This window comes from Blautia acetigignens, from assembly GCF_025566865.1.
GTDB classification, from domain to species: domain Bacteria; phylum Bacillota; class Clostridia; order Lachnospirales; family Lachnospiraceae; genus Blautia_A; species Blautia_A acetigignens.
The window spans coordinates 1-13,420 of record NZ_JAOQJM010000013.1 but is presented as its reverse complement, the minus strand read 5'-3'; the positions used below and the strand labels follow the sequence as shown (position 1 = coordinate 13,420).

The window sequence follows — 13,420 nt, the reverse complement described above, 5'->3', positions numbered from 1 at the left end:
GATGGACGAGAAGCTGGTGCCGGAGCCGTACCAGGATTTCTTCCGGAAAACCGCAGCCTTTCTTTCCCAAACCGTACAGGTGATGAACGGAAGCGGGAAAGATTTATCCATGGAGGAATGGAAAAACCTGAATCACCAGCTGTATGAGGACATTCTTCCGGAAAATTACAAAACCAGCTACGGAAATCCGGTTTACGCCTGCGAGAAGCTTGGGGAATATGGAAAGGATCTTACCTTCCTCTATGCAGAGTTAAGAGGTGCAGTTGTTTTTGCCCATGAAAAAAGAATGTGGGATATGACCGTGCTTCTGGAACTGTTTCTGGAAGTATACGGGGCGTTTTCCCAGGAAGAGCTTCCAACAGAAGCAGAGCTTAAGGGAATTCTCTGCTCCTATATCAATGACTACTGCCAGGATATGATCGAGGAGCGCACCCGGGCAAGCGTGGATCCACAGGTGGATTTTGCCGCAAGGATTATTATGGATTCTGACCTTACGGATCTTCGATACCTGTATCAGTTCGGAGAGTATATCACGGAAAATGAGCTTGGAGCAGCCCGTTTCCTGAACGGACTTTCCCAGGAAGAGATTGATGCCTGCGCAAGAACCTACACAGAGGGCTACCGCATGGGATTTGTCAACGGACGCAAGGATCTTAGCAAGAAGAAAACGGTGAACATCCGCTACAACCTTGGCTTTGAGCGCATGGTAAAGGCTGCCATTCTCCAGTTTGAGGAAATGGGATTAAAGCCTGTGATTTTCCGCTATGGAGTTCATGCGGTGAACAGACGTGGAATGCTGAGAATCGGCTACACAGGAGCTGTGGCCAATCCTCAGTTTGACTATGACCACCGCCAGGACAGCGCCCTTTACATGGACGCAGATTTTGTGCAGAGACGTCTTCGTGCGCTTCAGACCTCTTATGAGAAATATAAGGAGCTGGCAGCCGTTCATGCCGGACCTGCATGCATTGATGTATTTGGAGAAGCGCCGTTTAGTCCGGTGAGCGTGAAGGAAGCCTGGGAATATTCTGAGGCACAGCAGAAGCTGGAGATTGAGATGTCAAATGAAGCGGGGCAGATCACCAACCGCTACATCAGAGGCGACGAGAGAAGCTTTACCATTATCGCGTACCCGGTACCGGAGATTGGCGGCAATTATGAGGAGATTTTCCGCGAGATCGTGAAGATCAACACTCTGGATTACCAGCTGTACCAGAAGATCCAGCAGACCATCATTGATACCCTGGATACCTGTGAGTGGGTAGCGGTAAAGGGAAAAGGAAACAATGAGACCAATCTGAAGATTCATCTTCATATGTTAAGTGACCCGAAAAAGGAAAGCAATTTCGAAAACTGCGTGGCAGATGTAAACATTCCGGTAGGAGAAGTGTTCACCTCTCCGGTTCTTGCTGGCACAAACGGACTGCTTCATGTATCCAAGGTATATCTGGAGGGACTGCAGTTTGTTGACCTGAAGCTGGAATTTAAGGACGGCAAGATTGCGTCCTACTCCTGCGGAAACTTTGAGACAGAGGAAGAAAATAAGAAATACATTGAGGATAACATTCTGTTCCACCATCCAACTCTTCCTATGGGTGAATTTGCCATTGGAACCAACACCACAGCTTATGTGGCTGCGGAGAAATACGGCATTGCAGACAAGCTGCCGATTCTGATCGCAGAGAAAATGGGCCCCCATTTTGCAGTAGGTGACACCTGCTACAGCTGGTCCGAGGATACCCTTGTGTTTAACCCGGATGGAAAAGAGATCATCGCAAGGGACAACGAGGTTTCCATTTTGCGTAAGGAAGATATGAGCAAGGCATATTTTGGCTGCCATACAGATATCACCATTCCTTATGATGAGCTGGGAAGCATCCGTGTTCTTGGAAAGAACGGGGAGGAGACTTCTATTATTGAAGATGGAAGATTCGTCCTTCCAGGAACAGAGGAACTGAATAAGCCTTTCGGAAACAAAAATAATTAGCACATCAAAAATTTTTCTTTGCGCCATTCGTATTGACAGAAAATAGGATTCTTAGTAGAATTTACCCGAATGGTCGTTCCATATAAGGGGATTTTTACCCCCTTACATCATTTTATAAAAGAGGAGAATATTATGCCAAAAGTAGGAATTGTAATGGGAAGCGATTCAGATATGCCGGTTATGAGCAAGGCGGCAGACATTCTGGAGAAGCTTGGAATTGATTACGAAATGCGTATTATCTCCGCACACAGAGAGCCGGATGTGTTCTTTGAGTATGCGAAGACAGCTGAGGAAAAAGGCTTTAAGGTGATCATTGCAGGTGCAGGAATGGCAGCACATCTGCCGGGAATGTGCGCAGCGATTTTCCCGATGCCTGTGATCGGAATTCCGATGCACACCACTTCCTTAGGAGGAAGAGATTCCCTGTACTCCATTGTACAGATGCCGTCCGGTATTCCGGTAGCAACGGTTGCCATCAATGGCGGTGCAAATGCAGGCCTTCTTGCAGCTAAGATCCTTGCAACATCCGATCCGGAGCTTCTTGCACGTCTGAAGGCGTACAGCCAGGAGTTAAAGGAACAGGTAGAAGCCAAGGATGCAAGACTGCAGGAAGTTGGACACAAAAATTATAAGTAATCTGGTTTAAACGGATAGGGATTGTCCGATGATTTTACCGAAATGAGGCAGCTGCAAAATAAGAGGCAGCTGTGAAAAACAGAAAAATTCTGGGAGGATAAAGGCATGGATTACAAGAACGCGGGCGTTGATATTGAGGCAGGATACAAATCAGTAGAGTTAATGAAACAGCACATTGCAAAGACAATGAGACCGGAAGTACTTGGAGGAATCGGCGGATTCTCAGGTGCTTTTTCCATGAACAGCTTTAAGGACATGGAGGAGCCAACACTGGTTTCCGGTACAGACGGTGTAGGAACCAAGCTGAAGCTGGCATTTATTATGGACAAGCATGACACTGTGGGAATCGACTGTGTTGCAATGTGTGTAAATGATATTGCATGTGCAGGCGGAGAGCCTCTTTTCTTCCTTGACTATATTGCCTGTGGAAAGAACTATCCGGAGAAGATCGCTGAGATCGTAAAAGGCGTTGCAGAAGGCTGCAGCCAGTCCAGCGCAGCACTGATCGGCGGCGAGACAGCAGAAATGCCTGGATTTTATCCGGTAGACGAGTATGACTTGGCTGGCTTCGCAGTTGGCGTAGTGGATAAGAAGGACCTGATCACAGGAGAGAACCTGAATGCAGGAGATGTTCTCATTGGAATGGCATCCTCCGGCGTACACAGCAACGGTTTCTCCCTTGTCCGCAAGGTTTTTGAGATGACAAAGGAATCTCTTGACACTTATTATGATGAACTTGGAACGACCCTTGGCGAGGCGCTGATCGCACCTACCAAGATTTACGTGAAGGCTCTTAAGAGCATTAAGGATGCAGGGGTGAAGATCCATGCATGCAGCCATATTACAGGCGGCGGCTTCTATGAGAACGTACCCCGTATGCTCAAAGAGGGCACAAGAGCTGTGATCGAGAAAGACAGCTATCCGGTACTTCCAATCTTCAAGCTTCTTGCAAAAACAGGAGACATTGAAGAGAAGATGATGTACAACACTTACAATATGGGGCTTGGAATGGTTCTGGCTGTTGATCCTGCGGATGTGGATAAGACTATGGAAGCAATCAAGGCAGCTGGCGAGACTCCATATGTGGTAGGACACATTGAAGCAGGGGAAAAGGGAGTGACATTATGCTAAAGGTTGCTGTCCTGGTATCAGGAGGCGGTACCAACCTCCAGGCAATTCTGGATGCAGTTGACTCCGGTAAGATCACCAATGCCCAGGTATCCCTGGTAGTCAGCAACAATCCCAATGCCTATGCCCTTACAAGAGCGAAGAATCATGGAATCGAGGCGGTCTGTATTTCCCCTAAGGAATTTGAGAGCCGTGAGAAATTCCATGAGGCACTTCTGAAAAAATTACAGGAAAGCGGCGCAGAGCTGATCGTTCTCGCCGGATATCTTGTGGCAATTCCTCCGATGATCGTGGAGGCATTTCCAAATAAGATCATTAACATCCATCCGTCTTTGATTCCGTCTTTTTGCGGAGTTGGATATTATGGACTTCATGTGCATGAGGCAGCCTTAAAGCGGGGCGTGAAGGTAACCGGCGCCACTGTCCATTTTGTGGATACCGGCACAGATACAGGTCCGATCATTCTGCAAAAAGCAGTGAAGATTGAGCCGGATGATACACCGGAGTCTCTTCAGAGAAGCGTAATGGAAAAGGCTGAATGGAAAATTTTGCCAAAGGCCATCAATCTGATTGCCAATGGAAAGGTTTCTGTGGATGATCACATTGTGACCATCAGCGACTAAGGAGGATATTATGAAAGTACTGATCGTAGGAAGCGGCGGAAGAGAGCATGCCATTGCATGGAGCGTTTCAAGAAGCCCTAAGGTAGATAAAATTTACTGTGCACCAGGCAATGCAGGAATTGCAGAATATGCCCAGTGCGTGAACATCGGTGCCATGGAATTTGAGAAGCTGGCTGATTTTGCACGGGAGAATCAGGTAGATCTTACCATTATCGGTATGGATGATCCTCTGGTTGGCGGCGTTGTAGATGTATTTGAGTCACGGGGACTGCGCGTATTCGGACCCCGCAAAAATGCAGCCATCCTGGAAGGCTCCAAGGCTTTTTCCAAGGATCTGATGAAGAAATACAACATTCCTACTGCTGCATATGAGAACTTTGACGATCCCGAAAAAGCGCTTGCATATCTTCGCACAGAAGCCAAATTCCCGATCGTTCTCAAAGCAGACGGACTTGCACTTGGAAAAGGCGTTCTGATCTGCAAGGATCTTCAGGAAGCTGAGGACGGCGTCAAGGAGATCATGGAGGATAAGAAGTTTGGAAATGCAGGAAACACGATGGTCATTGAGGAGTTTATGACCGGACGCGAGGTTTCTGTTTTGTCCTTTGTAGATGGCAAGACCATCAAGACCATGACCTCCGCACAGGATCACAAGCGTGCCATGGACGGAGACCAGGGTCTGAATACAGGCGGTATGGGAACCTTTTCCCCAAGCCCCTTCTACACTAAGGAAGTGGACGAATTCTGCCAGAAGTATGTGTATCAGCCAACCGTGGATGCTATGGCAGCAGAGGGAAGAGAATTTAAGGGAATTATTTTCTTTGGCCTTATGCTGACCAAGGACGGCCCCAAGGTTCTGGAATACAATGCCCGCTTCGGAGATCCGGAAGCACAGGTAGTTCTTCCGCGTATGAAAAATGACATTGTGGAAGTGATGGAAGCCTGCATCGACGGCACACTTGACCAGATCGACCTGCAGTTTGAGGATAATGCAGCTGTCTGCGTAGTTCTTGCAAGCGAGGGCTATCCGGTGAAATATGAGAAGGAGATCCCTATGTACGGCTTTGAGAATTTCAAGGACAAAGAGGGATACTACTGCTTCCACGCCGGAACTAAATTTAAAGACGGACAGATCGTCACAAACGGCGGCCGCGTAGTGGGAATCACTGCAACCGGAAGCAACCTGAAGGAAGCCAGAAAGAATGCTTATGCGGCAACTGAGTGGATTACTTTTGCAAATAAATATATGCGCCACGATATTGGAAAAGCGATTGACGAAGCATAAATAAGTGGTATAAAATAGGCAGGAGACTATAGATCTGGTTTTCTGCCTTTTTCATCCAGAAAAAGCAAAGGCCATTTTCAAAAGATCATGGCTCAACCGCAAAAGTGCAGTGAAATAAGTTCATAGAAAAAGGAGAGCTTGCTATGTACAATGTAAAGAAAGTAAACGAAGATTTATACTGGATCGGCGCAAGTGACAGAAGACTTGCCCTGTTTGAAAATATTTACCCCATTCCAAGAGGGGTATCCTACAACTCCTATGTGATCCTGGACGAGCAGACCGTGCTTCTGGACACCGTTGACAAGGCTGTAAGCGGACAGTTTTTTGAGAATCTGGAGCATGTCCTTGGGGAAAGGAAACTGGACTACATCATCGTGAACCACATGGAGCCGGACCACTGCGCCATCGTAGAAGAAGTGGTAAGAAGATATCCGGAAGTAAAGGTTGTGGGAAATGCCAAAACCTTCACTATGATGAAGCAGTTCTTTACCTTTGATGTGGATGCACACGCAGTTGTAATTAAAGAGGGAGACACCATCAGCACGGGAAAACATACCCTTGCATTTGCCATGATTCCTATGGTTCACTGGCCGGAGGCAATGGTAACCTACGATGCATATGACAAGGTGCTGTTCAGCGCAGACGCTTTTGGAACCTTTGGCGCATTAAACGGAAATGTGTTTGCGGATGAGGTAAATTTCAAGGAAGAGTGGCTGGATGACGCAAGAAGATATCTGGTAAATATTGTAGGCAAATACGGCGTACAGGTTCAGGCTGCCTTAAAGAAAGCCCTGACTCTTGACATTGCCATGATCTGCCCTCTTCACGGACCAATCTGGAGAGAGGACCTTGGATGGTTTATTGAGAAATACCAGAAATGGAGCACCTATACACCGGAAGACCATAATGTGCTGATCCTTTACGCTTCCATTTACGGAAATACAGAGAACGCAGCAGACGTTCTGGCAGGCAAGCTTGCAGATGCAGGAGAGAAAAATATTGCCGTTTATGATGTATCTGTAACAGATCCTTCCTATCTGGTGGCTGAGGCATTCCGCTGCGACAGAATCGTATTTGCATGCCCCACCTACAATGCAGGCCTTTTCCCGAAAATGGAGACACTGCTTCATGAGCTGGCTGCACACAACCTTCAGAAACGTAAGGTGGCAGTCCTGGAAAACGGTACCTGGGCGTCTACAGCAGGCAAGCAGATGAAGGAAATCCTGTCCTCTATGAAGAATATGGAGATCTGTGAGAATACGGTAACTGTGAAGTCTGCCCTGAAGGAAAACCAGCTGGAGCAGCTTGACCAGATCGTAGACTTTATGACAAAAGAAACAATCGCCTGAGAGTGATGCCCTGTGAAAGTCCGGGATTTTCATAGTAAATTGCATAAAAATACCAAGTCTTATGCTTTACTTTTTTATGATTTTGTTATAAAATAGTTTACATATCAGGTTTTCACGATGAAAATAACGGACTGCAGCCGCAGGCACACAGCAGCCAGCTTTCATCCATTAAGAAAACCAGGACTGAGAGGATAAAGACATGGGAATCAGCGAACAGGACGCAATTAAGGAATTACAGACAAGAGACGCAGTCTTTGTAGCGTATTCACAGGCTACGAAGCTTCCATATGTAATTTGTGACGAAGAAAGCTTTAATGACCAGGTGTGGGTATTTGCCACAGAAGAAGAAATCAAGGCATTCGGCAAGAAGAAGCTGGAGGAGAAGGTTCTTCTCATGGGAATGAAATATGAGAAGAAGGACTACCCAAGATTCTACGGAACTCTGTATGCGATCGGCGTAAACAGTGTAGTATGGGTAGATGGAGAGAACCAGATCGAGGTGGAACTGACCAAGATCGCCAGACAGGCAGACTTCAGCCAGTTAGAGCCGAAGAAGCAGCCTCTTTTCAACTCCACACTTCAGCTTTCCGGTATTTATTTCATGCAGGAGCTGCGCCGTCCGCTTAAGAAAGAAGAGCGCACAGCCAACATGCGTGAGATGGAAGAGGAACTGATCGTAAACCTTAAGAAATCCGAATTCTTAGTAGCAATGGCTACTGATCCGGAAGACCCGAAGAAGGTGAACATTCCATACCTGAAGAACAAGCAAGGCGATATTCTTCAGCCGGCTTTCACCGATGTTATGGAATTTGACAAGTTTGCAAGAGGCAAGAAGCTTCGTGCAGCCAAGGTTCCATTTGCGAAGCTGCCGGGACTGATCATCAGCCAGGCGAAAGCATTTGTGATCAACCCTATGGGATTTAACCTGATCCTTGACAGAGAGCAGCTTGGAAGAATCCTTGGAGTGAAGATTCCGGCAGCCGTTCCGATGCCGGCAGCACAGCCAGAGAAGCCTGAGGAAGCTAAGGCAGAAGAGACACAGAACGCTCCGGCAGCTGAAGAAGCAGCACAGCCAGCTGAGGATGCTGCTAAGAGCGAAGAATAAGCAAGAATTTTATGATAACAAAAGATGCAAAGAGGCCGGGGCCCAAGACTCCGGTCCCTTTGTTTTTACAGTGGCAGATGCCACAGGGAGGGAAATATGGTAATCGAAATAGATTTCCAGAGCGGTGAGGCACTGTACACTCAGCTGATGAATCAGATCATCCTGGGAATTGCCACATCACGGCTGCAGGAAGGAGATCCTCTTCCATCTGTCAGGCAGCTTGCAGATACCATCGGAATCAATATGCATACCGTAAACAAGGCCTACTCATTGCTGCGCCAGGAGGGCTTTGTATCCATTGACAGAAGAAAAGGCGCAGTGATATGCCTAGATGTGGACAAAATAAGAGCCACGGAAGAACTGAAGCAGAATCTTAAGATTGCCCTTGCAAGGGGCTGCTGCAACAATGTGACAAGAGAGGAAGTTCACAGCCTGATCGATGAGATTCTGGATGAGTACGGGCAGTAAGGAGGAACAACTGATTTATGCGCAATAAATTCACGAAGCAGGCTCAGAATGCACTGGCCCTGGCGAAAGCCGCAGCTGTTGACTTTGAGCTTGGCTATATCGGCACAGAGCATCTTCTCCTGGGGCTTTTAAGTGAGACAGAAGGTACAGCAGGAAGAGTGCTGGAGGAATTTCAGGTGGATGGCAAGAAGCTTGTGGAGCTGATCGACAAGCTGGTTACCCCTGTTGATGCCGGGAATGTGGAAGTGATAGACACGCAGCCGGTCTACAGCCCAAGGACCCAGAAGGTTCTGGACAGTGCAGAAGCAGAGGCACAGAGTACAGGCTGCGAGAAGGCAGGAACAGAGCATCTGCTTCTTGCTATGCTAAGAGAGACGGACTGTGTAGGAACCAGGCTTTTGTACACTATGGGTGTGAACATCCAGAAGCTTTATGCCTCTGTTCTTGGTGCTATGGGCTATGACAATGAGTCCATCCAGGAAGAATTTCAGGCAGCCCGGGCAATGCAGCAGGGCCAAAAAGGCAGCGTTACCCCGGCACTTGACCAGTACAGCCGCGACCTTACCCAGATGGCGGCAGAGGGCAGACTGGATCCTGTAGTGGGAAGAGACCGGGAAATCACCAGGCTGATCCAGATCTTAAGCCGCAGAACCAAGAACAATCCCTGTCTGGTGGGAGAGCCAGGCGTGGGCAAAACAGCCATTGCTGAGGGACTGGCACAGAGGATTATCGCAGGCACCGTGCCGGATACCATCCGGGACAAAAGACTGGTTGTGCTGGATCTTTCCGGAATGGTGGCTGGAAGCAAATACAGAGGCGAGTTCGAGGAGCGAATCCGCAAGGTGGTAGATGAAGTAAGGGAGAATCAGGGAATCCTTCTGTTTATTGACGAGCTTCATACCATTATCGGAGCAGGAGGGGCAGAGGGAGCACTGGATGCTTCCAACATTCTGAAGCCATCTCTTTCCAGAGGGGAGCTGCAGATCATTGGAGCTACCACCCTGGAGGAATACCGCAAATATATTGAGAAGGATGCAGCACTTGAGCGCCGTTTCCAGCCGATTACGGTGGAAGAGCCTTCTGAGGAAGAGACTTATGAGATTTTGAAAGGGCTTCGTCCTTATTACGAGCGCCATCATAAGGTGGAGATTCTGGATGAGGCACTGGAAGCCGCAGTGAAAATGTCTGTGCGCTACATTAACGACCGTTTTCTTCCGGACAAGGCCATCGACCTGATCGATGAGGCAGCTTCCAAGGTACAGCTGTCTGGTTATCAGGCATCCACAGATTCAGAAGAACTGAGCAGGGAAATCCAGGAGATCCTTCAGGAGAAAGAGGGCGCGATCAAGAGCGGCAATCTGACTCTTGCAAAAGAATACCAGCAGAAGCAGAAAGAAGCAGAAGCAAAGCTTGAGCAGCTTCATGCAAAGGAAGAAAAGAAGAGCCGCAGAAGATCCGGAAAAGTAGATGAGAAAGCAGTGGCATCCATTGTATCTGACTGGACCAAGATTCCGGTACAGAGGCTGACCGAAGGGGAGACCAGACGTCTTGCCCAGCTGGAGAAAGAGCTTCACAAGCGTGTAATTGGCCAGGAGGAAGCGGTACATGCAGTTTCCCAGGCTGTAAAGCGCGGACGTGTAGGCCTTAAGGATCCCAATCGCCCTATTGGCTCCTTCTTATTCCTTGGCCCCACCGGCGTTGGTAAAACCGAGCTTTCCAAGGCGCTTGCCCAGGCTGTGTTTGGAAGCGAGCAGGCAATGATCCGTGTGGACATGTCTGAATATATGGAGAAGCACAGCGTCTCCAAGCTGATCGGTTCCCCGCCAGGGTATGTTGGCTATGATGAGGGCGGACAGCTCAGTGAGAAGGTGCGCAGGAACCCGTACAGCGTGATCCTTTTTGATGAGATTGAGAAGGCTCACACGGATGTGTTCAATATTTTGCTGCAGGTGCTGGACGACGGCCATATTACAGATGCCCACGGAAGAAAGGTGGACTTCAAGCAGACCATTATCATTATGACCTCCAATGCAGGGGCGCAGGCCATTGTGGAACCCAAACAGCTTGGCTTTATTTCCACAAAGGATGAGAAGAAAGATTACGAAAAAATGAAATCCGGCGTTATGGAAGAAGTCCGCAGGCTTTTCAAGCCGGAATTCCTGAACCGAATCGATGAGATCATGGTATTCCATACTTTGAACAAAGAGGAAATCCGCAAGATCGTCACCCTGCTTTTGAAATCCTTAGAGGAGCGCTGCATGGAACAGATGGACATCCGTTTGAATGTGACGAATTCTGCTGTGGATTATCTGGCTGAAGCCGGATTTGACGCCAAATACGGGGCAAGACCGCTTCGCCGCGCCATCCAGTCCAAGATCGAGGACCGTCTGGCCAATGAGCTTCTGGAGGGCAAGATCAAAAGGGGAGATCAGGTACAGGTTCAGTACCGCAATAAAGAAATCCGGTTTATTGTAAAAGATAAAAAGGAAGATTAAAGATTTCGTAAAATTTGTCAGGTTAATTCTAAAAAACTTATAAATTCATGTAAGGTACTGGCAAAGAAAAAGGTTTTATTATATAATATGTACAACGTCAGGGAAACCTGATGAAGAAGATCCGGCAGCTGTATTTTTGCCGGAGAACATAACGAAAGAGTCTTAGGGAGGACAAGCATCATGGCAGTAGTAAAGGAACTGATCCGTACAGAGGAAAATGGTACTATCAGCTTTGGAGATTATGAGAAGAATCAGAAGTCAAAGGTCTCTGATTATCCGCATCAGGGAGATATGTATAAAGTAAAAACATTCAAGGAGATCACCAAGCTGGAGCGCAACGGCATGTTCGTATATGAGTCTGTACCGGGCACCGCTGTATTTGGTCTTGCACAGGACGGAAGCCAGATGAGCTTTCGCGTAGAAGGACCGGAGGATGCGCAGATTACAGTAGAGCTTGAGGCTGAGGCTGTTTACGAGGTATATCTTGACGGCGCAAGCACAGGCAAAATGGAAACCAATCTGGGCGGTAAGCTTTCTTTCAGCGTAGAGCTTGGAAATGGCTCAGCTGTTGAAGTAAAAATTGTAAAATGCTGAAAAATAAAAAAATAGTCTATTTTTGTCAGGAGTGCGGCTATGAATCCGCCAAGTGGATGGGCCAGTGTCCTGGATGCAAGGCATGGAATTCGTTTGTGGAGGAACCAGTTTCCACAGTGAAAAAATCTGCCGCAGGGGGCAAAGCGTCCATACGACAGCAGTCTGAACCGGTGATTCTGAAGGATATCAGCCTGAAGGAAGACGAGCGTCAGACAACGAAAATAGGTGAACTTGACAGAGTACTCGGGGGCGGCATCGTCCCCGGGTCTTTGGTTCTTGTGGGTGGAGATCCGGGTATTGGAAAGTCCACCCTTCTTTTGCAGGTGTGCCGGAACCTGACAGAGAACGGAAGCTCTGTGCTTTATATATCCGGCGAGGAATCCCTGCGGCAGATCAAGCTGCGGGCAAACCGTATTGGAACTTTCAATGAGAATCTACAGCTTTTGTGTGAGACCAACCTGGATAAGGTACGGGAAGTCATGGAGCGCAAGAAGCCGGATGTGGCGATCATAGACTCTATTCAGACTATGTTTGATGAAGAAATCGGTTCAGCACCTGGAAGTGTGTCCCAGGTAAGAGAGTCTACGAACGTGCTGATGCAGATTGCCAAGGGACTTGGAATTACTATTTTTATAGTGGGCCATGTGACCAAAGAGGGAAATGTAGCCGGACCAAGGGTGCTGGAGCATATGGTGGACACCGTGCTTTATTTTGAGGGAGACAGGCATGCTTCCTACCGGATCCTGCGTGCCGTCAAGAACCGATTTGGCTCCACCAATGAGATTGGTGTTTTTGAAATGCGGGAGTCCGGCCTTGAGGAAGTATCCAATCCTTCCGAGTACCTTCTGGAGGGACGCCCGGAGAATGCTTCCGGGTGTGTTGTGGCGTGTTCTATGGAGGGAACCCGTCCAATCCTTGTGGAAATCCAGGCGCTGGTATGTGAGAGCAATTTTGGCATTCCAAGGCGGACTGCAGTGGGCACAGATTTTAACCGCGTGAACCTTCTGATGGCTGTTCTGGAGAAAAAGGTGGGCCTTCATCTGGCATCTTCCGATGCCTATGTAAACATTGCCGGCGGCATGAAGATGACAGAGCCGGCGATTGACCTTGGAATCTGCCTTGCAATCGCATCCAGCACCAAAGACATTGTGATTCCTGATAAGCTGATGGCCTTCGGGGAAATCGGCCTCAGCGGCGAAGTCCGCGCCGTAAGCATGGCCGGCCAGAGAGTCCAGGAAGCAAAGAAGCTGGGCTTCGAAACCGTAATCCTGCCGGAAGTGTGCCGCGGCTCCGTAGAAAAAGAGAAGTCCCGGGGAATCCAGCTGGTATATGTAAGACAGATTCAGGATGCGATTCGGTATATTATGAAGGGATGAACGTCTACACAAAAGACTTGCACAAAAAATATGTAATTATTTGTAAAAAGTGCTTGACTTCTCCTTGCGGCAGTGGTATATTAAACAAGCTGTCGCAAGGAATTGCTTCTGGAATACTGAAAAAGAAATCAGTTTTCAGAAAATTCAAATTAACTGTTGACAATCGACTGAACTTATGGTAAAGTAATCAAGTCGCTTGAACAGATAAGAAAAATGACGGCGACGAAATCCTTTGGAAAACACTTCGAAAAACTTTTGAAAAAGGTTCTTGACAAGATCTTCCAAATGTGATAATCTAAATAAGCTGTCGCAAAGAGCTGACAGCGAATAACCTTGATAACTAAACAGTGAAACACATACGATTCTCGAAAATT

General features: G+C 47.8%; 11 protein-coding genes. All 11 read left to right on the top strand.

Annotation, left to right across the window (positions count from 1 at the left end; all coding sequences use genetic code 11):
- Position 1 precedes the first annotated feature (1 nt).
- The 11 genes from OCV70_RS13930 to radA all read left to right on the top strand — a co-directional run bounded on the left by OCV70_RS13930 (position 2) and on the right by radA (position 13,046).
- The gene (locus OCV70_RS13930; protein WP_117854141.1) at positions 2–1,987 is read left to right on the top strand and encodes an aminopeptidase; all 1,986 of its coding nucleotides are present in this window, start codon (positions 2–4) and stop codon (positions 1,985–1,987) included.
- 132 nt (positions 1,988–2,119) lie between these two features.
- Complete coding sequence (gene purE / locus OCV70_RS13925; RefSeq protein WP_021925385.1) at positions 2,120–2,623, top strand: 5-(carboxyamino)imidazole ribonucleotide mutase; 504 nt, start codon at positions 2,120–2,122, stop codon at positions 2,621–2,623.
- A 105-nt stretch (positions 2,624–2,728) separates the two neighbouring features.
- On the top strand, positions 2,729–3,754 hold the full coding sequence (gene purM / locus OCV70_RS13920) for a phosphoribosylformylglycinamidine cyclo-ligase (protein WP_117854017.1): 1,026 nt from the start codon (positions 2,729–2,731) through the stop codon (positions 3,752–3,754).
- Complete coding sequence (gene purN, locus OCV70_RS13915; RefSeq protein ID WP_021925383.1) at positions 3,748–4,374, top strand: phosphoribosylglycinamide formyltransferase; 627 nt, start codon at positions 3,748–3,750, stop codon at positions 4,372–4,374. Before purM ends, purN begins: the two co-directional genes overlap by 7 nt.
- 10 nt (positions 4,375–4,384) lie before the next feature.
- A complete protein-coding gene (purD, locus tag OCV70_RS13910; protein ID WP_117854015.1) occupies positions 4,385–5,659 on the top strand; it encodes a phosphoribosylamine--glycine ligase in 1,275 nt (424 codons plus the stop codon).
- Positions 5,660–5,802: 143 nt separating this feature from the next.
- Positions 5,803–7,008 carry an FprA family A-type flavoprotein gene (locus OCV70_RS13905; RefSeq protein ID WP_021925381.1) on the top strand — a complete coding sequence of 402 codons (1,206 nt, stop codon included), beginning with the start codon at positions 5,803–5,805 and terminating at the stop codon, positions 7,006–7,008.
- Between the two features lie 199 nt (positions 7,009–7,207).
- Complete coding sequence (locus OCV70_RS13900; RefSeq protein ID WP_195588062.1) at positions 7,208–8,113, top strand: SseB family protein; 906 nt, start codon at positions 7,208–7,210, stop codon at positions 8,111–8,113.
- A 96-nt stretch (positions 8,114–8,209) separates the two neighbouring features.
- A complete protein-coding gene (locus OCV70_RS13895) occupies positions 8,210–8,581 on the top strand; it encodes a GntR family transcriptional regulator (RefSeq protein WP_021925379.1) in 372 nt (123 codons plus the stop codon).
- A 17-nt stretch (positions 8,582–8,598) separates the two neighbouring features.
- The gene (locus tag OCV70_RS13890) at positions 8,599–11,076 is read left to right on the top strand and encodes an ATP-dependent Clp protease ATP-binding subunit (RefSeq protein ID WP_117854010.1); all 2,478 of its coding nucleotides are present in this window, start codon (positions 8,599–8,601) and stop codon (positions 11,074–11,076) included.
- Positions 11,077–11,256: 180 nt separating this feature from the next.
- The gene (locus tag OCV70_RS13885) at positions 11,257–11,670 is read left to right on the top strand and encodes an endosialidase (RefSeq protein WP_117854007.1); all 414 of its coding nucleotides are present in this window, start codon (positions 11,257–11,259) and stop codon (positions 11,668–11,670) included.
- Positions 11,664–13,046 carry a DNA repair protein RadA gene (radA, locus tag OCV70_RS13880; protein ID WP_117854005.1) on the top strand — a complete coding sequence of 461 codons (1,383 nt, stop codon included), beginning with the start codon at positions 11,664–11,666 and terminating at the stop codon, positions 13,044–13,046. Before OCV70_RS13885 ends, radA begins: the two co-directional genes overlap by 7 nt.
- Positions 13,047–13,420: the final 374 nt, after the last annotated feature.